This is a genomic window from Streptomyces sp. NPDC060002 (assembly GCF_042737245.1).
In the GTDB taxonomy this organism is placed as follows: Bacteria; Actinomycetota; Actinomycetes; order Streptomycetales; family Streptomycetaceae; genus Streptomyces.
In genome coordinates, this window is sequence record NZ_JBHWUW010000036.1 from 1 (window position 1) to 24,687 (window position 24,687).

General features: G+C 72.3%; 21 protein-coding genes. 10 read left to right on the plus strand and 11 right to left on the minus strand.

All coding sequences use genetic code 11. From position 1 onward, the window contains the following. Nucleotides 1-90: 90 nt before the first annotated feature. Together ACFWBD_RS27245 and ACFWBD_RS27250 are read right to left on the minus strand one after the other, a co-directional pair. The gene (locus ACFWBD_RS27245) at nt 91-1,143 is read right to left on the minus strand and encodes a hypothetical protein (protein ID WP_385671962.1); all 1,053 of its coding nucleotides are present in this window, start codon (nt 1,141-1,143) and stop codon (nt 91-93) included. Between the two features lie 118 nt (nt 1,144-1,261). Next, the gene (locus ACFWBD_RS27250; RefSeq protein ID WP_385671965.1) at nt 1,262-2,233 is read right to left on the minus strand and encodes an LLM class F420-dependent oxidoreductase; all 972 of its coding nucleotides are present in this window, start codon (nt 2,231-2,233) and stop codon (nt 1,262-1,264) included. A gap of 247 nt (nt 2,234-2,480) precedes the next feature. Here ACFWBD_RS27250 and ACFWBD_RS27255 point away from each other — a divergent pair, with 247 nt between their 5' ends. Further along, nucleotides 2,481-3,170 (plus strand): GAF and ANTAR domain-containing protein, encoded by a 690-nt coding sequence (locus ACFWBD_RS27255; protein WP_385671967.1) that lies wholly within the window; start codon nt 2,481-2,483, stop codon nt 3,168-3,170. Between the two features lie 200 nt (nt 3,171-3,370). Here ACFWBD_RS27255 and ACFWBD_RS27260 read toward each other — a convergent pair whose 3' ends face one another. Both ACFWBD_RS27260 and ACFWBD_RS27265 read right to left on the minus strand, forming a co-directional pair. Next, entirely contained in the window at nt 3,371-3,493 is a 123-nt protein-coding gene (locus tag ACFWBD_RS27260; protein ID WP_385671970.1) for a hypothetical protein, read from the minus strand. Then, on the minus strand, nt 3,490-3,828 hold the full coding sequence (locus ACFWBD_RS27265; RefSeq protein ID WP_385671973.1) for a hypothetical protein: 339 nt from the start codon (nt 3,826-3,828) through the stop codon (nt 3,490-3,492). Before ACFWBD_RS27265 ends, ACFWBD_RS27260 begins: the two co-directional genes overlap by 4 nt. Before the next feature lie 305 nt (nt 3,829-4,133). Here ACFWBD_RS27265 and ACFWBD_RS27270 point away from each other — a divergent pair, with 305 nt between their 5' ends. From ACFWBD_RS27270 to ACFWBD_RS27280, 3 genes are all read left to right on the plus strand, one after another. Then, nucleotides 4,134-5,348, plus strand: coding sequence for an MFS transporter (locus tag ACFWBD_RS27270; RefSeq protein ID WP_385671976.1), 1,215 nt, complete (start codon nt 4,134-4,136; stop codon nt 5,346-5,348). 184 nt (nt 5,349-5,532) lie between these two features. Continuing rightward, nucleotides 5,533-5,766 carry a hypothetical protein gene (locus ACFWBD_RS27275; protein ID WP_385671979.1) on the plus strand — a complete coding sequence of 78 codons (234 nt, stop codon included), beginning with the start codon at nt 5,533-5,535 and terminating at the stop codon, nt 5,764-5,766. 218 nt (nt 5,767-5,984) lie between these two features. Beyond that, nucleotides 5,985-7,193 carry a PP2C family protein-serine/threonine phosphatase gene (locus ACFWBD_RS27280; RefSeq protein ID WP_385671982.1) on the plus strand — a complete coding sequence of 403 codons (1,209 nt, stop codon included), beginning with the start codon at nt 5,985-5,987 and terminating at the stop codon, nt 7,191-7,193. A 27-nt stretch (nt 7,194-7,220) separates the two neighbouring features. Here ACFWBD_RS27280 and ACFWBD_RS27285 read toward each other — a convergent pair whose 3' ends face one another. Next, complete coding sequence (locus ACFWBD_RS27285) at nt 7,221-8,939, minus strand: SpoIIE family protein phosphatase (protein WP_385671984.1); 1,719 nt, start codon at nt 8,937-8,939, stop codon at nt 7,221-7,223. 254 nt (nt 8,940-9,193) lie between these two features. Between ACFWBD_RS27285 and ACFWBD_RS27290 the strand changes: the two genes are divergently transcribed. Then, a complete protein-coding gene (locus tag ACFWBD_RS27290) occupies nt 9,194-10,039 on the plus strand; it encodes an RNA polymerase sigma factor SigF (protein ID WP_385671987.1) in 846 nt (281 codons plus the stop codon). 375 nt (nt 10,040-10,414) lie between these two features. Here ACFWBD_RS27290 and ACFWBD_RS27295 read toward each other — a convergent pair whose 3' ends face one another. After that, complete coding sequence (locus tag ACFWBD_RS27295) at nt 10,415-11,323, minus strand: GlxA family transcriptional regulator (protein WP_385672189.1); 909 nt, start codon at nt 11,321-11,323, stop codon at nt 10,415-10,417. A gap of 130 nt (nt 11,324-11,453) precedes the next feature. Between ACFWBD_RS27295 and ACFWBD_RS27300 the strand changes: the two genes are divergently transcribed. The 3 genes from ACFWBD_RS27300 (at nt 11,454) to ACFWBD_RS27310 (ending at nt 13,788) form a co-directional block, all read left to right on the plus strand. Further along, the gene (locus ACFWBD_RS27300) at nt 11,454-12,065 is read left to right on the plus strand and encodes an MBL fold metallo-hydrolase (protein WP_385671990.1); all 612 of its coding nucleotides are present in this window, start codon (nt 11,454-11,456) and stop codon (nt 12,063-12,065) included. A 74-nt stretch (nt 12,066-12,139) separates the two neighbouring features. After that, nucleotides 12,140-12,820: a class I SAM-dependent methyltransferase gene (locus tag ACFWBD_RS27305; RefSeq protein ID WP_385671993.1), complete on the plus strand. Its 681-nt coding sequence runs from the start codon at nt 12,140-12,142 to the stop codon at nt 12,818-12,820. 92 nt (nt 12,821-12,912) lie between these two features. Beyond that, the gene (locus ACFWBD_RS27310) at nt 12,913-13,788 is read left to right on the plus strand and encodes a PhzF family phenazine biosynthesis protein (protein ID WP_385671996.1); all 876 of its coding nucleotides are present in this window, start codon (nt 12,913-12,915) and stop codon (nt 13,786-13,788) included. A 67-nt stretch (nt 13,789-13,855) separates the two neighbouring features. Here the strand turns inward: ACFWBD_RS27310 and ACFWBD_RS27315 are convergent, their stop codons facing one another. After that, nucleotides 13,856-14,551: a hypothetical protein gene (locus ACFWBD_RS27315; RefSeq protein ID WP_385671999.1), complete on the minus strand. Its 696-nt coding sequence runs from the start codon at nt 14,549-14,551 to the stop codon at nt 13,856-13,858. Between the two features lie 498 nt (nt 14,552-15,049). On the opposite strand from ACFWBD_RS27315, the gene ACFWBD_RS27320 reads away from it, so the two are divergent. Together ACFWBD_RS27320 and ACFWBD_RS27325 are read left to right on the plus strand one after the other, a co-directional pair. After that, the gene (locus ACFWBD_RS27320; RefSeq protein ID WP_385672001.1) at nt 15,050-15,577 is read left to right on the plus strand and encodes a hypothetical protein; all 528 of its coding nucleotides are present in this window, start codon (nt 15,050-15,052) and stop codon (nt 15,575-15,577) included. A gap of 209 nt (nt 15,578-15,786) precedes the next feature. Then, entirely contained in the window at nt 15,787-16,485 is a 699-nt protein-coding gene (locus tag ACFWBD_RS27325; RefSeq protein WP_385672004.1) for a tectonin domain-containing protein, read from the plus strand. Nucleotides 16,486-16,772: 287 nt separating this feature from the next. Here ACFWBD_RS27325 and ACFWBD_RS27330 read toward each other — a convergent pair whose 3' ends face one another. From ACFWBD_RS27330 to ACFWBD_RS27345, 4 genes are all read right to left on the minus strand, one after another. Next, the gene (locus tag ACFWBD_RS27330; RefSeq protein ID WP_385672007.1) at nt 16,773-20,165 is read right to left on the minus strand and encodes a hypothetical protein; all 3,393 of its coding nucleotides are present in this window, start codon (nt 20,163-20,165) and stop codon (nt 16,773-16,775) included. A 229-nt stretch (nt 20,166-20,394) separates the two neighbouring features. Continuing rightward, on the minus strand, nt 20,395-22,026 hold the full coding sequence (locus ACFWBD_RS27335) for a serine/threonine protein kinase (protein WP_385672193.1): 1,632 nt from the start codon (nt 22,024-22,026) through the stop codon (nt 20,395-20,397). A gap of 363 nt (nt 22,027-22,389) precedes the next feature. Next, on the minus strand, nt 22,390-23,448 hold the full coding sequence (locus tag ACFWBD_RS27340) for a polyprenyl synthetase family protein (RefSeq protein WP_385672010.1): 1,059 nt from the start codon (nt 23,446-23,448) through the stop codon (nt 22,390-22,392). Continuing rightward, nucleotides 23,445-24,614: a tetratricopeptide repeat protein gene (locus ACFWBD_RS27345; RefSeq protein ID WP_385672013.1), complete on the minus strand. Its 1,170-nt coding sequence runs from the start codon at nt 24,612-24,614 to the stop codon at nt 23,445-23,447. Before ACFWBD_RS27345 ends, ACFWBD_RS27340 begins: the two co-directional genes overlap by 4 nt. Nucleotides 24,615-24,687 lie beyond the last annotated feature (73 nt).

The window sequence follows — 24,687 nt, forward strand, 5'->3', positions numbered from 1 at the left end:
CCAGGCCAGACCCTTCAAATGGACCAAGACCGCCGACCAGATCCTCGACCGAATCTGCCGCTACTGCTCACGCATCTCCGAACCAGCTCACTAGCCGGCGTCGGGCGCGGTGCCCCGGGCTCCGCGCAGCGCGGTGATACAGCTGCCGATCGCCTGCTGAAGCTCCTCCAGCCGCTGGACCATGTCGTCCTCGTAGAACTCCTGCGCGTCGGCGTCGTCGAAGGTCAGCTCCTCGAACACCTTCGTCGCGCGCTGGAGGCCGCTGTAGAACTTCGTGCGACGTTCCTGGACGCGCAGTTCGGGGTCGGCCTCGACGGTCTCCACGACCAGGCTCTTCATCGTGTCGTAGGCGTCGCTCGCCCACTCGCCGGCGTCCTCGTCGTCGTTCAGCTCGTCGAGCAGCGACAGGTGCCGCTCTGCCTCCTGGCGCAGCTCGGCCGGCGCGTCGAGGGTCTGCCCGGCGGGCGTCCTGATCTGGCCGGACTCGGCGATCTGCCGCACGTACCCGATGCGGTCGGCCGAGCGGCTCTCGGTGGCCACCGCCTTCTTGAGGTCGTCGGTGCGCACGACGTCCCGGGCCAGCTCGATCTGGAGGTCGGGATCCTCCTTGATGCGGTCCAGGAGGGCGGCGCGGGCCGCGCGGGCGGTCGAGGGGTCGGCGAGGATCGCGGCGCGCAGGGCGGTGGGGTTCTCCGCGACCTCCAGCGCCTTCGTCGGGCGGATGCCCTCGGCCTCGGCGGCCTCGGCGATCGCGGTGCCGCGCTCCGAGGTGGCGCTGGAGCGGGAGACGTAGTAGGTCAGCCACACCTCCGCGTCCGGCAGCTCGACCTCCTGGCCCGGCGCGAGCTCCTCGAAGTGCGGGACGAGACCGTCGTCGGCGGCCCGGTCCCAGGCCTTGTAGTACCGCATGACACGGTCGGGGGAGCAGCCGGCGAGCTCGGCGAACTCCTTCGCCGACACCTTCGGCGTCTCGTCCACGCTCTGCCCGCCCGGCCGCACGCTGCGCGCCACCATCAGGCCGAAGGCCCACCCGCCGGTCCGCGCGTAGACGCCGAACTCACGGGCGTCCCGCGCCACGAGGTCGGACAGGGGCGCGGGGGACGTCTGGGCGGACGTCTCGGCCAGGTCGATCGCCAGGGTCACGGATGACTCTCCTCTGCGGGCTGCTGGACGTAGGATCGGCACTGCGAAAGTGCAGACCGGCAGCCTATATGCACCTCTTGGCGATGCTTTGCCGGACCCGCGCCCGGGACGGCGGCGGTCAGCCGAAGGCGTTCCGCAGCGCGGGCAGCAGGGTCTTCTCCGACCAGTCCAGGTACGCGGGCTGGGCGTCCCCGCCGATCTGCACCAGGGCGATCTCCGTGAACCCTGCCTCGGCGTACGGACGTACGGCCTCGACGAAGTCGTCCGGATCGTCGCCGCAGGGGATCGAGGCGGCGACGTCGTCGGGCGTCACGAACTGGGTCGCCGCGTCGAAGGAGTCCGGGTGGGGCAGTTCGGAGTTCACCTTCCAGCCGCTGCCGAACCAGCGGAACTGCTCGTGCGCCCGCTGCACGGCCGCGTCCCGGTCGGGGTCGTGGCAGACCGGGAGCTGGCCCACGCGCGGCTTGCCCGAGCCGCCGTGCCGGTCGAAGGCCGCCAGCAGGTCCGCCTTGGGCTCGGTGGCGATCACGAGGTCGGCCAGCCGTCCCGCGAGTGCGCACGACCGCTCGCCGGAGACGGCGATACCGATCGGCGGCGGTTCGTCGGGCAGGTCCCACAGCCGGGCGGAGTCCACGTCGTAGTGGGTGCCGTGCCGGGTCACATGCTTACCCTCGAACAGCGCGCGGATGATCTCCACGGCTTCCTCGAGCATCTCGTGCCGCACGTCCACGGAGGGCCAGCCACCGCCCACCACATGTTCGTTGAGGTTCTCCCCGGAGCCCAGCCCCAGCCGGAAGCGTCCCTCGGACAGCAGCTGCATCGTGGCGGCCTTCTGCGCCACCACCGCCGGGTGGTACCGGAAGGTAGGACACGTCACGTACGTCATCAGCGGAATGCGTGACGTGGCCTGGGCGGCGGCGCCGAGCAGGCTCCACGCGTACGGCGCGTGGCCCTGCGAGCGCAGCCACGGAAAGTAGTGGTCCGAGGTCACCGAGAAGTCGAAGCCCGCCTGCTCGGCCCGCACCACGTGGTCGATGAGGTCACGAGGGCCGGCCTGTTCGGTCATCATCGTGTATCCGATTTGCACCATGGGGCCCGAGTCCCCGGCCGCCGGGGGAGGAAACGGCCGCCGGGAGGGGAAACGAGCCGGCGATCGGCGATCGTCGCCCTTCGTCCGGGCGGGCAGGCGGGTACGAGCGATCTTGACGCGCACAGCCGCCGGTCCGGCCGTGCCCTCACGCGTCCTGTCCGGTGCGTCACTCACAGGCGCCGCTGTGCAGGTTGCGTGAAAGGCTGGGTATGAGGCTTGTCCAGGCGGGCGATGGACGGGAGTCGAAGTGGACTGGGGTCGGTTCGGGCAGCAGATGGCGTCGATGGCGCGTGATCTGCTGGCGCAGGATTCGGTCGACGACACGCTGGAGCGGATCACGGCATCCGCCACCGAGCTGGTCGAGGGCTGTGACGCGGCCGGCATTCTCGTGCTGCACGACGGGAAGGTGGAGACCCTCGCCCCCACCGACGAGCTGGTCGTCGACAGCGACCAACTCCAGGAACGGCTCGGCGAAGGACCCTGCTTCGACGCCGCCCACAGCGCGCGGGGAGAGCGGGTCTTCCGCATCGCCGACCTCACCGGCGAGTGGCAGCGCTGGCCCGCCTACGCCCCCAGGGCGCACTCGCTCGGCGTGGGCAGCATGATGGGCTTCCTGCTGTTCACCGAGGACGAGGACCTCGGCGCGCTGAACCTCTACTCACGCAAGCCCGGCGCGTTCAGCGAGGCCAGTGAGACGGCCGGCTGGCTGCTCGCCTCGCACGCCGCGATCGCCTTCTCCAGCGCCCGCACCCACGCCCAGATGGAACAGGCCGTCGCCACCCGGCACGCCATCGGCGAGGCCATGGGCATCCTCATGGGCCGCCACCACATCACCGAGGACCAGGCCTTCGACGTGCTGCGCCGCTACTCGCAGGAGAACAACGTCAAACTCCGGGAGGTCGCCCGCAAGGTCTGCGAAGGCGGCAGCCTGCCGTAGCCGTGAAGAGGGCGGGACGGCCTCCCTGGCTCGTGGGCTGAACCAGCGAGGCCTGGGCCGGGCCAGCGCCCCAGGGGAACGCCACTGAACCCGGCTTGCGCATTCAAGTCCCCAGTCCTGACCTCCGCACACACGGCACGCCCTCGCTGATTCCACCCCGGGGCCGGCCGGCACCCGGCGCTTGTGCTGCCGTCGGCAGGTCATCGGCCGGTGATGTGCGCCTCGCGGTAGGCGTCGAGCCGGTCGAGGACGAGCAGCAGGACGGAGCGAAGCAGACTGTCGTGCCGACCGCTCAGAACGAGCCCGTCCTGTCCGCCGATCACCCGGGCCCGGCGATCAGCTCTGCGGGATCGGCGCCGTCCAGCGCGCGGATCAACGCGTGCCGCACGGCGTCCAGCAACGGGCCGGGGCCGATCGAGGCGTGACCGGCAGGGGGCCCGGCCGCCGGCAGCCCGTCCGCCGTACGCAGCTGAGAGGTGAGGCAGTGCAAGGCAGCCGCGGTGCGCTCGGCCAGGTGGATGCGGTGTCCGACCTCGTCGAGCGGGGCGGCTGAACGGCGGTGGGCCACGCTCCAGCGCAGCGCCTTGCCGGCCCGGTCCAGATCCCGTGCCAGGTCGTCGGGCTGCTGCCACAGGCCCCCGACTGGCCGGCCGGGCAACCTCGCCGGGGCAATCTCCTGCCGACTGCCGACTGCCGACTGCCGACTGCCGACTGCCGGCGCTGAGCACGGAGCCGAGGACGGGGGAGTCCGCCCGCCGGAGTGTGATGGAGGCCATAATTCCGGTCGGACGATTTTGGAATGCGTGAGCCTGCGCGGGGGCTGCACTGCTTGTGGGCCTCCCCTGTCCTGGGGGGCGCACCGGGCAACGGTGGCCGGCGCGACTGACCACAGGAGCAGGACACCCGTGGTCCCGCCTGCTCCGCCGCATCCGGACCGCCGCCCGCGAAAGGTACTCCCGCTCCATGCCACTGGCCCTGCTGGCCCTTGCACTCGTCGCGTTCGGTATCGGTACGACCGAGTTCGCCACGATGGGGCTGCTGCCCCAGATCGCCGACGGGGTCGGCGTGTCCGTGCCGCACGCCGGCAACATCGTCTCCGCCTACGCGCTCGGCGTCGTCGTCGGAGCCCCCCTGCTGACGGGCATGGGCGCGCGCATCGCCCACAAGCGACTCCTGCTCCTGCTGTCCGGGCTGTTCGTGGTCGGCAACGTCGCGTCCGCCCTCGCTCCCGGCTTCGGCCTGCTGTTCGCCGCACGATTCCTGGCGGGCCTGCCCCACGGGGCGCTGTTCGGCGTGGGCGCCGTCGTGGCCTCCCGACTGGTCGCCCCCGAACGAGCCGGGCGGGCCGTGTCGAGGATGTTCCTCGGACTCACCATCGCCAACATCGTCGGCGTCCCGGCCGGCACGGCCCTCGGACAGCAACTGGGCTGGCGGTACGCCTACTGCGCCGTCGCCGTCATCGGCCTCGTCGCCCTCGCCGCGCTGGCCGCCTTCATCCCCCACCAGCCGCGCAGCAACCAGGCCGGCATCCGGCACGAGCTGCGGGCGATGGGAAACCGGCAGGTCGCCCTCGGCCTGGCCACCGCCGTCGTGGGATTCGGCGGCTTCTTCGCCGTCTACAGCTACCTGGTGCCGATCCTGACGCACCTGACCGGCTTCTCCGACTCCTCCACCACCTGGGTCCTCGCGCTCTACGGCGTCGGCATGACGCTGGGCACGCTGATCGCGGGCCCGCTGACCGACCGTGCCCTGCGCCCGACGCTGTACGGGGGGCTCGCCCTGCTCGGCGCGGCGCTGGTGACGTTCTACTTCACGGTCCACAGCACCGTTCCCGCCCTGGTGACGCTCGCGTTCATGGGCGCGATGGGCGCCCTGGTCACCACACCCGTGCAGATGCTGCTCATGGCCAAGGCGAAGAACGCCCCGACGATGGCGGCGGCCTCCAACCACTCCGCCTTCAACCTGGCCAACGCGGGCGGCGCCTGGCTCGGCGGCCTGGCCATCTCGGCGGGCTGGGGCTGGGCCTCACCTGCCCTGGTCGGCGCCACCCTCGCCGCCGGCGGCCTCGGACTCGCCCTCCTCAGCGGCCTCACGGACCGCGGGAACGGGGACTCCGAGGTGATCACTTCGTCAGCGGCCGAAGCCTCGACGGAGGTCGGACAGGTCCCGACGGCCTGACGAGGGCCACCTCGTTTCCGGCGTCCGGTCCGCGAGCAACGGCTCGGTCTCCGGCGGCGGGAGGGCGCCACAGCACCCGGCGAGAAGGTGGCGCAGCGTCTGCTCGCGTGACGGGCTGACGACCGTGATCATCAGGGTGAGTGAGGCACGCGTACGTCCTGAACGGTTCGAGGAATTCCGCGACATGATCGTCGCTGCGGTACGCGAGTTTCCCAGCCGCCACCCAGGGCTGGTCGACCACGAGGTGCTGCTCGCGCCGCCCGACTCGCTGCTGTACGTCAGTCGCTGGCGCTGCCGGCAGGACCTGGTCGGCTACGCCGGCGAGCACCCTGGCGTGACCAGCCCGTGGTCCTGCCGGGCGAGGACGAGTACCTCGTCGCACCACTTCAGCTGCGGCACTTCACGCTCGCCTCTCTGAGCTGATCCCGAGCGTTGTTCCCGGCCCGGCCGCCGACGCGAGTTGGCCGCCGGCGGCTCCACCGTTCCGTGATCCGCGCAGCCCTCAGGACGCCGCCTGACGGACCCAGCACCTGCTCACACCGACCCAACCCGCTGTTCTGACCAGGCAAGACGGGCAGAGCAGGTGATGTTGCGGAGACTCGGGGAAGAAGTTGCGGCAACCGATAGGAGGTTGTCGTGGAGGGTGGAGATCTGGAACTGGGCGAGTTGCTGGCCGCTGCGGAAGCAGCACCGCCCGGTGAGTCCGTCGATGTGGTGGCACACGATCTGCAGAAGCGCTTCGGTGCCGAGCACGTGTCGTTCCTGTTCGTCGACCTCATCGGTGAGCGGCTGGTACGTCTCGCCCCGGCCGGCGGTGAGCCCGCCGACCACGGCGAGCCGATCGGCCTGCACGGCAGCGTCTACGACACCGTTCTGCGCAGCCAGCGTCAGCATGTGGAACCGGACGGCCAGGGCGGACGGCGCGTCATCACACCGGTCACCAACCGCGGCGACTGCATCGGCGTCCTGGAGGTCACCCTCCAGTCCGCCGACGACACCGTGCTGCGACAGGTCCGCGACGCGGCACACGCGCTGGCCTACATCATCGTCACGGACCGCCGCTTCACCGATCTGTACCACCTGGGCCGGCGCACCACCGAGACCAGTCTGGCCGCTGAGATCCAGCACCAGCTGCTGCCCTCGGCGCCCTGCTGCGAGGCGGCCCAGTTCACCCTCGCCGCCGGGCTGGTCCCGGCCGACGACATCGGTGGCGACACCTACGACTACACCCTCGACCGGGACACCCTGCACCTGTCCATCACCGACGCCATGGGCCACGACACGGACTCGGCGCTGCTGGCCACCCTGCTGGTCGGCGCACTGCGCCGGGCACGCCGCAGCGGCTGCGACGCCCTCAAGCAAGCCCGCCACGCCCACGAGGCCCTGCTCAGCCACAGCCGGGGCCTGGCCACCGGACAACTGCTCTGCGTCGACCTCGGAACAGGCCTGTGCGAACTGGTCAACGCCGGCCACCCCCGGCCGCTGCGGCTGCGCGACGGCGCCGTCGAAGAGGTCAGCCTCGCCGTCAACCTGCCCTTCGGCGTGGCGGCGCCCACTTCCTACCGTCTGCAGGAACTGCAACTGCTTCCTGGGGACCGCCTGGTCCTGCTCACCGACGGAATGCAGGAACGCGGCGCCGCGGCCGTCGACCTGGCTTCGGTCATTCACGACACCCGCGCGCTGCACCCGCGCGAAGCCGTCCGGAGCCTGACCGCCGCGGTGCTCGACGCCTGCCACGGCAGCCTCAAGGACGACGCCACGGTCCTGATACTGGACTGGCACGGCGACAGTCGCCGACCGGACGAGTCCAGACCCGACCCGACCCGAAGCGATGACGGGAGATAGAGCAACACCGCCACCGCAGCGCGTGGGTCACGTCCGGGCGGGTGCCCGCAGGGCGAGCAGGGCGACGTCGTCGTCGTTGGCGGCGGGGCGGACCCGGCGCAGCAGCTGGTCGGTGAAGGAGGCCAGCGGGCGGTGGGCGAGGGCGGCGGCGTGCCGGCGCAGTCGGTGCAGGCCCTCGTCGAGGGTGTGGCCGGGTTCTTCGATCAGGCCGTCGGTGTACAGCAGGAGGGTGGATCCGGGCGGCAGCAGGGCGGTGGCGTCGGTGCGGGGCTTGCCGACTCCGGTGCCCAGGAGGATGCCGTGGCCGCCGGTGAGGTATTCGGCCAGGCCGTCATGGCTGATCAGCAGTGGCGGCGGGTGGCCTGCATTGGTCCAGGACAGCTTCCACCGGCCTTCGTCGGCCTCTTCGACCCGGGCGAGGATCAGGGTGGCCATGGTGACGTCGGTGATGTGCATGACCGCCTCGTCGAGGCGTTCGACGATCCGGCTGGGGGGCTCGGGCAAGGCCCAGGCGTAGGCGCGGAGCATGTTGCGCACCTGCGCCATGCCGGCCGCGGCCTCCAGGTCGTGGCCGACGACATCGCCGACGGCCAGCGCGGTGGCGCCGTCGGAAAGGGAGAAGGCGTCGTACCAGTCGCCCCCCACCTGCGAGGCGTCGGGCGAGGGCAGGTAGCGGACCGCCATCTGCAGTCCGGACACACGCGGCATCTGGGGCAGCAGATGGTTCTGCATGGTCTCGGCGACCTTGCGCTGGCGCTGGTAGAGCCGCGCGTTGTCCAGAGCGAGGCCGGCGCGGCGGGCGATGTCCTCGATCAGGGGAAGATCGGCGGTGCTGAAGTCGCCCGGCTGCCTGGCACGGCCCAGGGTCAGGGCGCCGAGGACGGCGCGGGTGCTGCGGATGGGCGCGATGGCCGCGGAGTGGATTGCGGTGGCGTCGAACAGACGGCGCTGTTCGACCGCGATACCGGAGTCCGGCGGCCCCTGGTAGGTCTGCGGGCCGGCCAGCGTCGAGGCGACCCCGCGCAGGGCCCTGGACAAGGGCATCGGGGATTCCTCGGGGACCGGCGGCATCGGCCCCTGAAGCTCCTCATGGGCGACCAGAGCGTCACCGTCCGCCTCGACGACGACAGTGCGCCACACCTCGTCGCGCTCGGTGATCAGATCGATGATGGCCCAGTCCGCGAGCCGGGGCACCACCAGGGTCACCAGCCGCCGCAGTGCCTCTTCGACATCAAGGGTGGAGGTCAGCTGGGTGGTGGTCGCAGCCAGCAGCGCGAGCCGTTCGAGGTCCGGCAGCAGCGTGGTCGCCGGCTCCGGCCGCAAGTCGGCCTCCCGCGGCGGCCGGGCATGGAAGAGGACGAGCGTGCTGCGTTCACACTCATCGAGATCGAACGGGGTGATCAGCCACGAGATGGGCAGCACCGAGCCGTCCCCGCGAACGAAGTGGTCCTCCTCGGCCTGAGCGGTGCGCCCGGCGTGGAAAGCCGGCCGCATACGGCACTGGGTTCTCGGCATGGGATGGCCGTGGGCGTCCCGGTGCAGCAGGTCGTGCGCGTCATGGCCGAGGAGATCTCCGGCGGGCCGGTCCAGGAACTGTTCGGCACGGGAGTTCGCGGCGAGGATGCGGCCCTGTTCGTCCACGAGGTAAGCCCCGGTCCCGATGGCTTCCAGCGCTTCGGTGACCGCGGCGGCGGGCGCCGACAGGAGCCGTCTGCCATCACTCTGCGTATCCTCCGGTCCTGCCATGCCGTGATCTCCTCAGTTGACGGGCGGCACGCCCGATCGACGTATCCGCCTCTCCCGACTGCCCCTGCACCGATGAATCCCACCTGTTCTCGCCTCCCGGTCGCCGCAGCCGGGCCGCCCTCGCTCCCACCTGCTCCCTCCCCCCCTTCGTGTGAGTGCAGGCATGGATGCAGAATGAGTGGGTATCCGCGCGGTGGCGCCGGTCGTATCCACCGGTGGCGGGTGGTCGGCTTCGATGGTGGGAGGGGTTCGTCATGATGTTCATGAGCGCGACGGCTACGGACACGCAGGCACGGGAGTTGCCGGAGGTCGCCGATCCCTCTCGTGTCGCGCCCAGGGACGCGCGCGAACTGTCCAGGCTGTTCTTCGGCCGGCTTGCGGTGCTGGAGGAGGGCACGCCGGAGCATCAGTACGCGCGCAACACGCTGATCGAGATGAACATGTCCCTGGTCCGCTTCGCGGCCGGCCGCTTCCGCAGCCGGGGGCCGGAGGAGATGGAGGACATCGTCCAGGTCGGCATGATCGGCCTGATCAAGGCGATCGACCGGTTCGAGCTGACCCGCGAGGTCGAGTTCACCTCTTTCGCCATCCCCTACATCGTGGGTGAGATCAAGCGGTTCTTCCGCGACACCACCTGGGCCGTGCACGTGCCCCGCCGGCTCCAGGAGGCCCGCGTCCAGCTCGCGCGTGCCACGGAGGAACTGCGCAGCCGTCTGGGCCGTACCCCGACGGTGAAGGAGCTGTCGGAGCTGATGAGTCTTCCCGAGGAAGAGGTGTGCGAGGCCCGCCTCGCCGCGAACGGCTACAACTCCTCCTCCCTGGACGCCGCCATCAGCGGCAGCGAGGACGGCGAGGCGGCGCTGCAGGACTTCATCGGCGCCGAGGACCAGGCTCTGGCGCTCGTGGAGGACTTCCACGCCCTGGCCCCGCTGCTCGCCGGACTCGGCGAGCGGGACCGGCAGATCATCCACATGCGGTTCGTGGAGGAACTCACCCAGGCCCAGATCGGCGAACACCTGGGCGTCTCACAGATGCATGTCTCCCGGCTGCTGTCGCGCACCCTCGCCCGGCTGCGCGAAGGCATGCTCACCTCCCGCTGAGAGGGCACCCCGAGCGAGGCGGGCAGCCCGCCGGGGCCTGCGACTTCACCAGCGGACATGCGCCGCTGCCGCCGCCGCAGACCCCGGCCGGGAGCCGACCGGCCGATCACCGGATGATTAGCCCCGGCTCGTGCTCGATCACGGTCTCGCCCCGCCTCACCATCGTCTCCATGGCGTGCCTACGCTCGTGACGTCGGCCGGCCCGGCAGGACAGGCTCGGTAGTCAACGGCCGGACGCCCCCGCCCCCTCGTGGTTCATCACCGTGCCACCCCATCACCCGGGCGTCGGCCCGCGCAAAAGCTTTCGTCGGAGGTGATGACGTAGGGGGTGGCGCTCGGGTGCCCCCGCGGTTGTCCGGCCGGCTCGCGATGTCGTTACGGCGTGTTGGTGAAGGAGCGGCGGTAGGAGCGGGGCGGCACTCCCCGGCGGCGTACGAACTGTTCGCGCAGGACGGCCGCGCTTCCGTATCCGACGCGGCGGGCGATCTCCTCGACCGGCAGGTCCGTGGTTTCCAGGAACTCCTCGGCGCTGCTCAGCCGCAGGCTCCGCAGCCAGGCGTGGGGGGTGGTGCCGGTCGCGGCGGTGAAGCGGCGGGCGAAGGAGCGTTTGCTCATCAGGGCACGCCGGGCCAGTTCCGCGACGGGAAGCGGCTGGTGGAGGTTCTCGCGGGCCCATGCGAGCACCTCGGCGAGACGCTCGTCGCGGCAGTCTTCGGGGACGGGGGCGGCCAGGTACTGCGCCTGCCCGCCGTCGCGGTGGGAAGGCAGCACCACGTCCCGGGCGACGGCGTTGGCCATCGAGGCTCCGTACTCCCGCCTCAGCAGGTGCAGGCAGAGATCGAAGCCCGCGGCGGCTCCCGCGCCGGTGACGACGCGTCCTTCGTCGATGTAGAGGGCGTCGGGTTCGACGGCGACGTCCGGATGGCGGTGGGCGAGCAGTTCGGCGAACCGCCAGTGGGTGGTGGCCCGCCTGCCGTCGAGCAGCCCGGCGGCGGCGAGCGCGAAGGCGCCGACGCAGTGGGCCGCGACCAGTGAGCCGCGCTCGTGTGCGGCCGACAGCGCGTCGAGCACGGCCGGTGCGGGGGGTGTGCGGAAGCCGGACCATGGCAGGGCGATCACCAGATCGGCGGAGGCGAGGCGGTCCAGGCCGTGCGCGATGGTGAGCGGCACGCCGAAGTCGGTGGGGACCGGCCCGGGCCGGTCGGTGCACAGGGCGAGGTCGAAGCCGGGCAGTGTCTTCCCGTGCGGGCCGAAGACCTCGGTGACGATGCCGACGGCGAGCATGCCGACTCCGGGCGGGGCGTACGCGGCGACGGTCACGAAAGGAGGCACAGGTGCAGTGTGGCACTGATCCTGCGATCAGTGGCAACTGTGCCACTCGTGAACGACCGTACTGCCCGGAAGGATTGAGGCCATGACAGACGCACCGCTCGGCCGCAGCGCCGTGTACACGATCCTGACCACCGGTTACGTCGGCTCCACCGGCCCCGGAGTCGCCGCCACCGTCTCCTACGTATCCGACGCCGGCCGGCATGTGATCTTCGACCCGGGCATGGTGGCGAGTCGCGACCGTATCCTCGCCCCGCTCGAGGAGTTGGGGCTCGGCCCCGACGACATCACCGACGTGGTGCTCAGCCATCACCACCCGGACAACACGATGAACGTGGGCCTGTTCGGACGGGCCCGGGTGCACGACCACAAGGTGGAGTACCTCGGCGACCAGTGGAGGAACCGGGACGCGGAGGGCTACGAACTCACCCCGTCACTACGGCTGATTCGCACCCCGGGCCACAGCGCCGAGGACATCACGCTGCTGGCGGGCACGGAGTCGGGCGTGGTCGCCTTCGCCGGTGACCTGTGGTGGCACGCGGACGGCCCGGCGGGCGATCCGGTAGCCCCCGACCGTGAGGTGTTGCGCGCCTCCCGGCTCCGGGTGCTGACCGCCGCGGACCTGATCGTGCCCGGCCACGGCGGCCCGTTCAGGGCCGACGACACCACGCCAGGCCAGCCGCTCCGTCCGGTGTGAGCCCTTTGGACGCCGTTTTTGCCGGACCGGCAACAGGAGTGGCAGACCGGAACGCGGTGGGCGACGGTGGGCCCGTGACCGACAACATCGCAGCAGGATCGCCCGCGTCCGACATCCCCTCGCCCGCCGACGGATACGTCGGAGACCCTGCGGTGCGGGCGGAGTGGGACAACCGGTACGCCGACCGACAACAGTTGTGGAGCGGCCGGCCCAACGGCGCGCTCGTGGCCGAGGTCGCCGGGCTCACACCCGGGCGGGTGCTCGACGTCGGCTGCGGCGAGGGCGCGGACGCCGTCTGGCTCGCGCGCGGCGGCTGGGACGTGACCGCGCTCGAGGTCTCGGGCGTGGCGCTGGAGCGGGCGGCCGGGCACGCGCGGGACGCCGGCCTCGCCGTTCACTGGGTACACGCCGCACTCACCGAGGCGGCGCTCCCGCCGGCCTCCTTCGACCTGGTCTCCGCGCAGTACCCGGCCTTGCTGCGCACCCCCGAGGCTGCCGCCGAGCGAGCGCTGCTCGCGGCCGTCGCGCCCGGCGGCGTGCTGCTGCTCGTCCACCACGCGGGGATGGACACCCAACAGGCCCACGACAGCGGCTTCGACCCGGCTGACTACGTCTGGCCCTCGATGATCACCGATGTGCTCAACGACGACTGGGCCGTAGAGGTGGACGAGCAACGGCCACGCGTGGCACCCGACGGCGGCGCCGGCGCGCACCATACCGACGACCTGGTGCTACGCGTACGCCGGCTGCGCTGACATCCGCGGGCATGACGAGCGAGGAAGCGTTGCGGGACCAAGCCCCACCGGGAGGTGGAATAGCCGCGGGCCCGCCCCGCGTTGCCGCGAGTATGACGACGACTGCGCCGGGGCCCGAAGTACTGCGATACACCGCCTTCTCCAGCGACCCTGACGGCGGAAACCCCGCCGGCGTCGTTCTGGATGCCACCGCCCTGGACGACAGCGACATGCTGGCTGTCGCCGCCGGCCTCGGATACTCGGAGTCCGCGTTCCTGACCGCGCCCCCGGAGGGCCTCGGCGGCGAGGAGGGACGGGCGTACAGCATCCGTTACTTCAGCCCCAAGGCCGAGGTGCCGTTCTGCGGGCACGCCACCATTGCGACCGCCGTCGCGCTCGCCGAGCGGACAGGCCCCGGGGAGCTGGTATTCGCCACGCGCGTCGGCGCCGTGCCGGTGGAGGTGGCCGAGGAGGGCGGGACCGTCAGGGCCACACTCACCAGTGTCGAGCCGCACATCGAGGAGATCGCCGACGCCGACCTCACGGAGGCGCTCGCCGCGCTCGACTGGCCGGCCGCCGATCTCGACCCGGCCTTCCCGCCCCGTATCGCGTTTGCCGGTGCCCGCCACCTCGTTCTCGCGGCGGCGACACGCGCGCGCCTCGCAGATCTCGCGTACGACTTCGCGCGCCTCGAAGCCCTGATGCACCGCTTGGACCTGACCACGGTCCAGTTGGTGTGGCGGGAGTCGGCCACCGTCTTCCATGTCCGTGACCCGTTCCCCGTCGGCGGCGTCGTCGAGGACCCGGCAACCGGCGCCGCGGCTGCCGCGTTCGGTGCGTACGCCCGTGAGCTCGGCCTGGTCCCCGAGGACGCCGTCCTCACCCTGCATCAGGGCGAGGACCTGGGCCGCCCTGGCGAACTCACGGTGACGCTGCACGCGGGTGACCCGCGCATCCGTGTCAGCGGCACGGGAGCTCGCATCGGCTGACGCGTCACCGCCTCCCTGACGGGGGCCAACTGCCTTCGTACTGGTCGCAGGGGCATCGGTGGCAGTACTAGGGGGTGAAGACCTCGTCGAGGCGGTCGATGGCCCCGTCGCTGTCGAGGTGGTAGGTGAAGACCAGTCCGGAGTTCGGGTTCGCCTCGAGCCAGTCGAGGAACTCCTGGACGCCGATGGGCTGGTTCCCGGTGCTTTCCACGATGGGGTTGGTCACCGTGACGTATGCGGCCTGGTCCATCGGGATGTAGGTCTCTTCGCCGACCGTCTCGAACGGTGCGCCGTCCGAGTCGGGCGAGCCGCACCCCCAGTTGCCGTGCTTGACGATCAGGCTCAGCGATCCCCCTTCCGGCGTGTAGCGGTAGACCGCGACCTCGTCCGGGGAGATCGGCATCTTGTGGTCACAGTCGTCGCCGTCGCCGTCGCCGTCGCCATCAGCGTCCGCCGTGCCCGTCGCCGTGGGAGCCGGGGACTTTGAGGCAACGGGAACGACGCTGGGCGACTTGGCGCCGCTGCCTGCGCCCGTCGAGGGCCCCGCGCCGGGCTTCCTGCCCGTCGTGCCGGCGTCCGCCCCCGTCTTGTCGCCGGTGCCGCTCGCCGTCGTCGCGCTCGGTTTCGCGCTGCTGCCGGAGCCCGCCGTGCCGCCGTCACCGGAGCAGCCTGTGAGGCCCAGCGCGCCCGCGGCGCACACGCCCAGCACGACCGCTCGGACGGCGCCCGGTCTGCGACGGCTCTTCCTCGGCGTCAGGTTCATGGTTCGTCCCCCATCTTGCTTGTCTGAGATCTCCGTGAGCTCGTCGGCTCGGGAGGAAGGGACGAGTTTCAGCCGTCGGCAGTTGCGTCCTGGCCAGATTATGTATGCCTTCGGCTACGGCGTACACCGACGGCCTCGCTGCGGTTGGCGTCACGCCGTCTCGGTTCCTGGCCCGGCGAGCGCAGTTTGCTGGGTCCTGAACGAACGCTTCCCGCCTCGAAGAGCGGCATTTGACGTCGATGCGGCCGACGTCGTCGAGCCGGTGCGATACCGCTGCACGCAGGGCGCCCCGGGCGCTGACCTCGATGCCGGACTGGCCAGGGGGTGGAGTGGACGGCGTCGCGGTGGGCCGAGGTGCGCAGATCGTTTCGCCGACCACAGCGACCTGCGCAACCTCGACGGGTCGTCGGTCACCTTCGACCTGTCGGTCGAGGTGTTTCAGCGGACGCGGTAGGGGATTGTTTTGAACGTGTTCAATTATGGGCGTACGCTACCCCCATGAGCGACCGAGCCGCCCTTGTGAAGGGCATCCGCGCATGGTTGGCCCTCTTCGTCGTCTGTCTGGTGCTCAGCGGCGCCACCGCCTTCCCGCTTGTGCACGAACTGCGCTGGGCCGAGGAGTTGTTGCGCCATCTGTCCGCCCCCGAGCAGCTGCCCGGGCTCATGGAGTGGATCGAGCGCGTCCGGCGCGGGCTCGACAGCGCCGACGCCGACTACCCGTTCCTCCTCTACGGGACGGACTGGCTGGCCTTCGCTCATCTGGTCATCGCCGTCGCCTTCTACGGCCCCTACCGTGACCCCGTCCGCAACATCTGGGTCGTCGAGTTCTCGATGATCGCCTGCGCCGGGATCATCCCGCTCGCGCTGATCTGCGGACCGCTCCGGGGGATTCCCTTCTGGTGGAGCGTGATCGACATGTCGTTCGGGGTGTTCGGGGCGATCCCGCTGTACGTGGTGCGGCAGAAGATCAAGCGGTTGGAGGCGATGAACGTCGGCGTTCCCGCACCGGCCGTACTCCGACCTTGAGGACGTGGTGCCTCCATGTGGGTTACAGCGTTTCTGGCCTTTGGGGATCTGGCGCCGACGTTCTGGTTCCCGTGCTCTCAGAGGACTGAGCGGCACCAAACATCGATTTCTGGATATTTTGAGCGGTCAATCGGTATATAGCGCAGTTTGGTTGTCCTGGTCGCACCGCATGTACCGGGTGCAACGTGCGACGTGAAAGGGGCACAGACATGGCTGACTGGAAGCAGATCTCCGGTGGTCTGACGACGATCTCGGTGGGGTCGCGGACCCATGTGTGGGGGGTGAACTCCTCGGGGCAGATCTACCGGTACACCGGGCACGACGCGAACCCGTGGGTCGGTATCCCGGGTAAGGCGGTGGACATCGGTGTGGCCGCGGACGGGACGGTGTGGCACGTCAACTCGGCCGGTGGGATCTTCCGTTACACCGGGGACCAGGGCTCCACCGACTGGGTGGGCGTCGCCGGCGGGTTAACCCGAATCTCGGTGGGGTCGCGGACCCACGTGTGGGGGGTGAACTCCCTGGGGCAGATCTACCGGTACACCGGACACGACGCGAACCCGTGGGTCGGTATCCCGGGCAGGGCGGTGGACATCGGTGTGGCCGCGGACGGGACGGTGTGGCACGTCAACTCCGCGGGTGGGATCTTCCGTTACACCGGGGACCAGGGCTCCACCGACTGGGTGGGCGTCTCGGGAGGCCTGTCACGCATCTCGGTGGGCTCGCGGACGAACGTCTGGGGCGTCAACTCCTCCAGCCAGATCTACCGGTACACGGGCCACGACGCCAACCCCTGGACCGGCATCCCCGGCGGCGCGGCCGACGTCGGTGCCGCCGCCGACGGCACCGTCTGGGTCGTCAACTCCGCAGGCGGCATCTACCGCTACACCGGAGACCAGCCGAGCTGACCTGGTGAGCAAGGCCGTGCGGGTCCCGGTCCACAGCGACCGGGACCTCGCACGCCGCCGCCCGGCTCGAGGAGACCGTGCGGGGCCGACGGCCGCGCAGGCTGTCGTCGGCCCCGTTCCGGTCCATCTGTCGTCGGACGGACGACGCTGGGCCGGGGCCGGGGCCGGGGCCGGGGCCGTCAGCGTCAGGCGTCCGGCGGTCGGTGCTGGCCGGTGCTTTGGCCGGTGCTTGATGATGCTCCCGTTCCCTGGGTGCGCCCGCCTCGCCGACGCGGGGCGGGCGGCTGTCATTCGTTCGCCGTCATGGTTCTGTGCGCCTCGTGGCGTACGTCGGCGTTCCTGTGCCCGCGCAGCAGGCGCAGCAGCGACCGCCACTCCTCGGGCCAGCCGAGCGCGGCGCCCGTTCCCTTCACCAGGCCGACCGCCAGAAGGCCCGTCGCGGTGCCGCCGTCGCGGGCGAACCGGTCGGCCGCGGTCAGCAGGGTCTCGGAGCGCTGCGGATCGGCGCGATACGCCGAAGGCGTCCGCAGCCGGCCGGAGGTGTGTACCGCGACCGCCGCCCCGGCGCCCTCGAGAGCGTCCGCGAGGTCCCGCAGTCGTTCGAGCAGCGCGATCGGCTCCACGGTGTGCTCGACCAACTGGCCGAGCAGGTGCGCGCGTTCGGAAACGAGCAGGGGATCCGACGCCAGCTGTTCCGCGACCGCTTCGAGCAACTCGGGTCGCACTGCGTCGACATGGCCGAACGACGTCAGGTTCCGCAGCCGCTGCAGCGCCGGCAGGTCCCGGCCCTCCAGCGCGTCAGCGCCGCCCTCCGTCGTGCGCATCGCGGTCAGCAACTCGGCCACCGCGCCGTGAAACACGCTGCCCGGCGCGGCACCGCCCACGGGGTGCGGCAGTTCGGACACGGCCAGATCGCGCAGCACCCACCCCGCGCACTGCCAGTGCGTACGCTCGCCGAGGTCACAGACGGTACGAGAGACACGGACGGCCAGTTCGGGTGAGTAGCGGCACCACACCCCCATGGCGAGCAGCAGGGCATAGCCGCCCCCGAAACCCTCCGTGAGGGCGAGGGAGGTGTCGTACGCCGCCACGACCACCGCGGCGTAGGCGCGGCGGTGGGTCTCGGCCAGCTCCCAGGGGGTGACGGCCAGGAGGGCTTCGTGTACGGGCCGGGCGTCGTCGTGTGCGACGTCGTCGAGCAGGTGCCGGGCCTCCGGCTCGCCGAGCAGCGGCGGCAGTGCGCGGACGACGGCGGCCCGCACGTCCGGGTGGCGGTCGGGAGCGTGGAACGCGCTCGCCAGCAGGGAGACCGCCCGCCGGGGCGGCAGGAAGGACGCGGCGAGCCGTACGGCCTCCTTGCGGGAGGTCACCTTCGCGGGCCGCTCCCCGGTGAGCAACGCGCCCAGGGCCAGGGCGAGTTCGGACGGAGCGGTGAAGCGGGCGGCCCGGGACGCCGCGTACACGGCGACCCGGGCCCGGTCGCTGCCCGCCTGCTCCAGCAGTGCCGGCAGGGTGTCGTGGGGCCGGTCGGTCCAGGGCAGCGCGCCGAGCGCCGCCTCGGCGACGACCACCTCCGTGTCGTCCTTGTGCGCGAGCGCCAGAGCCCGCCCGAACTCGGGAACCGGGGCCGCGGCCCGGATCAGGGCGGCCCGGTCGTCGAGCGGGAGGGAATCGTCCGCGACCGCCTCTCCGGCCAGCCGGACCGCCGTCCGCTGCTGGCGGGGCAGCCAGCGGTCGCTGTCGGCCAGGTCCGGCAGCGGGCGCCGGGTGCCGTCCACCAGGAAGCGGCCGTACGGCGCAGACGCGTCGAGCAGGGCGTCCAGCAGATCCGTGCGCCGCCGGGTCAGCGCCCGCCGTACGGGCGCGAGGACGACCGACGACGGTTCGAGCGCGACGATCGTGGCGACCCGTTCGTCGCGGGTCGCCGGTGCGGCCAGCCACAGTCGCGCCGCAGTCCGGAACGTCTCGTCGTCGCCGCGTTCCAGGGCCGTGGCCAGCCTCTCCTGCAGCTCGGGCAGCCGCCGGGCGCGCGGTCCCAGTGCGGCGGCCAGGCCCAGCAGCAGCCGGAAGTCGGCCCGCCCGGCCCCGGCGTCGAGCCAGGGGCGCAGGGCGTCGCACACCTGGTGCTCCTGGCCCCGCCGCAGGACGCGGTGCAGCGGGCCGAAGTCGGGTACGCCCACGCGGCTCGTGATGCGCTCCAGCGTGCGCAGCGCCCAGTGCCGCAGGTCCGTCGCCTCGTCCGTGGCGTGTTCGACGAGCAGACGTACGGCGAGTGTGCGCAGCGCCGTCAAGGTGGCGGCAGAACTGTCCCGTGCCTCCAGTGCGTCGGCGGCGATCGCGTCCAGCAGCGGGGCGTCGTCGGAGCCGAAGAGCCGCGGGTGGGTCTCGGCGAGTGCGCGGAGCGCCTCGGCGCGCACCGGGTCCCGCTCGTTGCGCAGACGGCGGCCCGCCGTGGTCAGCAGCCCGGTGATCGCCTCCCGGCTGCCGTCCCGGGCGGCGCAGGCCACGAACAGCGGCCAGGCGGCGGCCCGGTCGTCGGCGTCGGACCGCCCGATCGCGGTGAGCAGCGCGGGACGGGCCCCGTCGATCGGGCCGTGGGCGAGGGTGTCCAGGTCGTCCCACCAGTCGGTGCCGTCGGACTCGGCCGTCGCACGCCGGACCTCCGCCCAGCGCCGCTCGCGCGGCAGCAGGCCGAGGACGCTCAGCGCCGGGTCCAGGCGAGTCCCTCCGTCGGCGACCGCGTCCACGAACGCGGGGCGCCGGCCGGGCGCGAGGGCCTTCACCAGTGCGGTGAAGTGGCCGCCGCGGGTCAGCCAGTGACGGCCCAGCGCGGTCAGTGACGCGGGTTCGGCCCGTACGAGCCTGTGCAGCACTCCGGGCGGCGGTATCGGCTCGTGGCGCTGTCCCCGGCGGTCGGGGGAGGTGATCCAGCGGATCACGCGGTCGGCGTCGGCGGTGACCAGGGGGCCGAGTCCGTTGTTCAGCGCGGGCGGCAGACTGCCGGGGCCGTGCCGCTCCAGCAGGGTCAGCACCGACTCGGGGCGCAGCGGCGCGAGTGCCGCGACCGTGGTGGCGTGGAGGCGCCACCAGTCGTCCCGCTGCTGTCCGCCGGCCCGGTCCGCCAGGGCCTGCTCGGCGTGGTCCAGTACCGGGTCGGGATGCCGGCACGCGAGCCGCGTCCAGCCGTCGACGGCGTGTGCCAGCCCCGGCAACTCCCGTGCCACGAAAGGGGTGGAACAGGCCGGCAGCAGCCGCGCGGCCTCGGCGTCGCCCCACTCCTCGCGCAGTCGCGCGACCAGCCGCTCGGCGAGTTCGGTACGGCCTCCCGCGGCGAGCAGACGTGCCAGCCGCTGCCGTAGCACTGCCGGTGCGTCGTCGTACGCCGCCTCCACCGCCCGGTCCGGTACGGGCAAATCCCGTGCGGCGCGGCGCGCGTACCCGGCGACGACCGGGTCCGGGTCGGCCAACCGCTCCGCGAGGAACCCCGCGTCCCGTCCGACGAGGGCCGCCAGTGCCGCGATCCGCCGCTCGTACGGTCCACGCCCGTCCAACTCGGCCAGGAGCGGGGCGAGCGTCCCGTCGTCCGCGAGCCCGCGTGCGGTCCGCGCCGTCAGGGTCAGGCGTGCGGGGAACGGCAGCGGTTCGAGGGCGGAGAGCAGCTGCTCCGCGTTGGTCGGCATGCGCCGATTGTGCCCGGCGGGATTTGTTCATGCGATCGAATAAGACGGTGCCCTGTGCGGGGAGGCGCAGTGGTCGCCGGTGGCGGCAAGGGGCCGCCGCGAGGCCGAGAAGGGCCAGGCGGTCGCGTGGCAGGCGTTCGTGGCGGGGGCCGAGTCCGCGGTGGCCGGACAGTCACCCCTGCCCGGCGGCCGGCCGCTTTCGGTGTGCGCGCCGCGCCGGTCGTCCCGGTCAGGCGGCCGAACCCGGCCGGAAGGTCTCCAGGAACGTGTCCAGGGCCTCGCGGTTGGCGCTCTTGCCCCAGTCCGCGGCGGGCGTCGTCCAGCGCAGCGAGAAACTGCGGTGCCCGCCGAGGAGGAAGCCGCGGCCGAACGTGCGCACCTGTGCGCCGTCGACGTCCACGAGCCACTCCATGTCGGCGGCCGTGTACCCCTGGTACGTCGTCGCCTCGATGTCGCCGAGCCGACGGAAACCGTCGTCCTTCTTCAGACCGGGCTCGACGTCCTCGCGCCAGACGATCACCGGGTCGGGTCCGGCGCTCTCGCTGTAGGTCACCGCGAGGGTGCGCGGATCGCCGGTCGCCCCGAAGGTGACGCGGTACGCCTGGTCGGCGCCGCGCGTGGTCTCCAGCGCCTTCCAGCCCTCGGGAAGCGCGACCGAGAAACCCTCGGGCGCGCGGTACACGCGGTAGCCCTCGGGGAGGGCGTCGGCGGTGGCGGGCGCCGAGGGGGAGGACTCCGGGGACGTGCTCGGCGACGGGCTGCCCGGCGCGGTGGGGGCCGGCGTCGCGGAGTCTCTTTCGCCGGCGTCCTCGCCGGGTGCCGCGGCCGAAGCGGACGGCCGGGCCTGCGCGCCGCCCGCCGCGGTGTCGTCGGTGTCGGGCAGCTGGTGGGTCACGGCGAGGGCGGCGACCGCCACGGTGACGACGGCCAGCGCCGTCCCGGCCGCCATGGCCCGGCCGCTCCACCGCGGGCCGACGTACCGGGCGGCGGCGCAGGCACGCTTCAGCCGGGGAGCGTGCATGACAGCGTGCGGGTCCTCGTCCAGCACCCGGGTGAGGGACTGGCGTACGACCGTCCTGGTCAGCCGCTCACGGGAGTCCTTGCGCAGCAGCCCCTGCACGGTCGGGGTGAGCGAGCCGGCCCGCAGCGGGGTGCGCAGCGGCAGCCGGTCCACGCCCTTCAGCGTGCTCTCGGGCCGGTCCCGGTCCCGGTACGGCGGCCGCCCCTCGACCATCGTGTACAGGATCGCGCCCAGCGCCCACAGGTCGGCCGCCGGGCCGATCCGGTCGTCCCGGGCCTGCTCGGGGGAGGCGTACGCCGGGGCCGCCACCCGGGGGGCGAGGGTCGCGCCCGCCAGCCCGAACCCGGTCAGGACGAGAGGGCCACGGGCCCGCACGAAGACCTGACCGGGGCTCAACTCGCCGTGGGTGATGCCCTCACCGTGCGCGACCTCGAGCACGTCGAGCAGCTGCAGCCCGATCGCCGCGGCCTTGGCCGGATGGAACGCCCCCTTCTGATCGATGAGTTGACTCAGGGGCAGACCGTCGATCCACTCGGTGACCGTCCACAGGGAGCCCGCCTCCTCCACGGCGTCGACGACCGTGGCGATCCGACCGGGGCACAGCCGCGCCATCGTCTCGGACATGCGCAGGACCCGGTCGGCGGCCTGTCGGGCCTTCTCCTCGCCCTGGCCGGCCGGCAGCCCGATTCTGGTGACCAGGCAGGGCCGGGCCGCCCCGGTGTCCTCGACGTACTCGCCGTACCAGCCGACGCGGTTCGTCTCCCGGTGGACGACGTCGAGCAGCCGGTACCTCCCGGCGACCAACTCGTGCGTGGAGACGTGCGTCTTGACCATGGCCATCCCTCGCTGAACCGCTGGACTCACCTTTCCCAGTGGTACGACCGGCGTGAGGGGGTCCGTTCAATTGGAGCGCAACTCCGGTGCGATTCCTGTCTTTTATTCAAAAGGGGCGTCGCTTTGGTCCGAGTGCATGTACGAGAAAAGGGAATTGCCGGGGGTCGTCCTGGGTCCGTCCTGCGGTGTAACCGGCGGTAAACAAGCCGGGCCGGACTCGTCGGGGTTCTTGGGAACGACCTCCTTGACCGTGATGCATTCCTGCTCGGAGGCCCCTCGACGGATTTCCCAATCCGGCGCAATCGCCTGGGCACAGCGGTCCGGCCGGGCAGCATCAGAAGCTCGTTCCGCGAGCACGGCCGGGCCGGGTCAGAGGTCTCGGCGCACCGCGAAGTCGACCAGCGAGCACAGGTCGCGGACGGCACCGGCGGCCAGCGGGGCGTCCGCCAGCGCCGACTCGGCGGCGGCGACCTGCCGGCCCGCCTCGGCGAGCGCCGCCGCACGGCCACCCGCCGCCTCGGTCAGCGCTGCCGCCTCACCCGGGTCGCCGCCGCCCCGCTCCAGGAGCGCGGCCAGCCGGCGCGCGGCGGGAGCGGGCGAGTCCAGCGCGGCCAGCACGGGGAAGGTCTTCTTCCGCTCGCGCAGATCGCCGTGGACCGGCTTGCCGGTGACCGACGGGTCGCCCCAGATGCCCAGCACGTCGTCGACCACCTGGAACGCGACCCCCAGATGCCGCCCCGCCCGGTCCAGCGCGGCCGCGGCGGCCGGGGACGCGCCGCCCAGCACGGCCCCCAGCGCGGCCGCACAGCCGAGCAGCGCACCGGTCTTGCCCTCGGCCATCGCCCGGTAGGCGTCCGGCCGTACCCGCTCCGGCCCCGACCAGGGACGCGCGGCGAACAGCAGGTCGTCGGCCTGCCCTCGGACGAGGTCCCCGAGGGCGCCGGACAGCAGACGTACGGCGTCGGCGCCCGCCGGAGGCGGCTGGAGCGCCAGGGTCTCCACCGCCAGGGCGAACAGGGCGTCGCCCGCCAGGACCGCCGGTCCCGTGCCGTACGCCTTCCACACCGTGGCACGCCCACGCCGGGTCGCGTCGCCGTCCATGATGTCGTCGTGCAGCAGGGAGAAGGCGTGCACCAGCTCCACCGCGACCGCCGCGGGCACCCCGGTCCGCGCGGGTGCGCCGGCCGCCTCGGCGCCGAGGACCGCGAGGGCCTGCCGTACGCCCTTGCCTCCGGAGCCGGCCGCGGGAACCCCGCCGACCCCGCACCAGCCGAAGGAGTAGCCGGCCATCTCGCCCACCCAGGGGTGCGTCCGCCCGACGGCCTCCATGAGCGCGGGGCGCACCAACGCCCGGCAGCGGGCGAGGACCTGGGGCGCGCGAGACCGGGTGGCGGTGGCTTCCCGCACCGTCGCGCCGTACGCCGTCACCGGGCGACCGCCGCGCGCTCGTCGGAAACCCCGGTCGTGGGTGCCGTTCCTGATATCGAGGTCGGTGCCGGTGCCGGTGCCGGTGTCGGTGTCGGTGTCGACGCCGAGGTCGGTGCCGGCACCGCCGTATCCGGGGCCGCCGTCTCGACCCCCAGTTCGCTCTGTGCCCGGGCCACCATCTCCCGTGCGTGCCGCAGGCCGATGCGCTCCAGCTCCCGTGCCAGCTCGGCCAGTTCGGCCGCCGTCTCCGCACGGGCACGGCCCAGCCGGGCCAGCGCCTTCGTCAGGCCGAGTCGGGAGAGCGCCTCGCCGCGCGGCTCGCCCATGGCGCGGAACTCGCCGAGCGCCTGCGTGTACAGCTGCCGGGCCTCGGGGTAACGCCCCGCGCGGTACAGCACGTTGCCGCGCATCTTGTGGTTGTAGGCCAGCGCGCCGGACAGGTTCATCGCGCGGCAGGACTCCTCGGCCTCCGTCAGCAGGCCCAGCGCGCGTTCGGTGTCCCCGTCCCGCGCGGAGACGATGTCGGCCAGCCCGCGCAGCGCCCAGGCGTGACCGCGGCGGTCCTCGGCGCCCGCGGCGATCTGGGCCGCCTCCTCGAAGAGCGCGTACGCCGTGTCATGGGCGCCGGAGTTGCGGTGCATCTGCGCGATGCCCTCCAGGGCCCACACCGTGTGCCGCGCCTCGCCGCGCCTGCGCGCCTCCGCCAGCAACTGCTCGTGCAGCCGGCCCACGGCCTCGTAGTCGCCCTGGATGCGCCCGGTCTCCGCCAGCCCGGCCAGCGAGTAGCCGCGGACGACGATGTCGCCGCCCTGCTCGCCGAGGCCGGCCGCGAGCCCCAACAGCCGCCGGGCCAGCCGGAACGCGCCCCGCTGCCGGGCCAGGGTGCCGCCGCTCCACAGGGCCCACGCCATCGCGGCGACGTCCCCGGCGTCCCGGGCCGCCCGGTAACTCGCCTTCCAGGCCCGGTCGGCCTCCCGCACCTGCCCCAGCCGCCGGTGCGCCTCGGCGACCGCGAGCCCCGAGCGGGCCGCCTCGCCGCGTTCCCCGGCCCGCTCCGCCGCCCGCAGCCGCTCGGTGCCGACGGTCAGTACGTCGTCCAGCGAGGAGTTCACGGACAGGGTGGTGAGTGCGCCCTGGTACTCCGGGGCGATTGCCTTGCCGTACATCGGTTCCCTTCGGCAGACCACCGGGTGTTGACATATACACTCTGTGTATACACGGTGGGTATAGTGCGCGTGC

Excerpts from the sequence above, each read along its gene's own strand:
- ACFWBD_RS27250 (WP_385671965.1), bottom strand. The coding sequence starts at position 2,233 with ATGGTGCAAATCGGATACACGATGATGACCGAACAGGCCGGCCCTCGT.
- ACFWBD_RS27270 (WP_385671976.1), top strand. The coding sequence starts at position 4,134 with ATGCCACTGGCCCTGCTGGCCCTTGCACTCGTCGCGTTCGGTATCGGT.
- ACFWBD_RS27275 (WP_385671979.1), top strand. The coding sequence starts at position 5,533 with ATGATCGTCGCTGCGGTACGCGAGTTTCCCAGCCGCCACCCAGGGCTG.
- ACFWBD_RS27285 (WP_385671984.1), bottom strand. The coding sequence starts at position 8,939 with ATGGCAGGACCGGAGGATACGCAGAGTGATGGCAGACGGCTCCTGTCG.
- ACFWBD_RS27290 (WP_385671987.1), top strand. The coding sequence starts at position 9,194 with ATGATGTTCATGAGCGCGACGGCTACGGACACGCAGGCACGGGAGTTG.
- ACFWBD_RS27295 (WP_385672189.1), bottom strand. The coding sequence starts at position 11,323 with ATGCTCGCCGTCGGCATCGTCACCGAGGTCTTCGGCCCGCACGGGAAG.
- ACFWBD_RS27300 (WP_385671990.1), top strand. The coding sequence starts at position 11,454 with ATGACAGACGCACCGCTCGGCCGCAGCGCCGTGTACACGATCCTGACC.
- ACFWBD_RS27310 (WP_385671996.1), top strand. The coding sequence starts at position 12,913 with ATGACGACGACTGCGCCGGGGCCCGAAGTACTGCGATACACCGCCTTC.
- ACFWBD_RS27315 (WP_385671999.1), bottom strand. The coding sequence starts at position 14,551 with ATGAACCTGACGCCGAGGAAGAGCCGTCGCAGACCGGGCGCCGTCCGA.
- ACFWBD_RS27320 (WP_385672001.1), top strand. The coding sequence starts at position 15,050 with ATGAGCGACCGAGCCGCCCTTGTGAAGGGCATCCGCGCATGGTTGGCC.
- ACFWBD_RS27325 (WP_385672004.1), top strand. The coding sequence starts at position 15,787 with ATGGCTGACTGGAAGCAGATCTCCGGTGGTCTGACGACGATCTCGGTG.
- ACFWBD_RS27330 (WP_385672007.1), bottom strand. The coding sequence starts at position 20,165 with ATGCCGACCAACGCGGAGCAGCTGCTCTCCGCCCTCGAACCGCTGCCG.
- ACFWBD_RS27335 (WP_385672193.1), bottom strand. The coding sequence starts at position 22,026 with ATGGCCATGGTCAAGACGCACGTCTCCACGCACGAGTTGGTCGCCGGG.
- ACFWBD_RS27345 (WP_385672013.1), bottom strand. The coding sequence starts at position 24,614 with ATGTACGGCAAGGCAATCGCCCCGGAGTACCAGGGCGCACTCACCACC.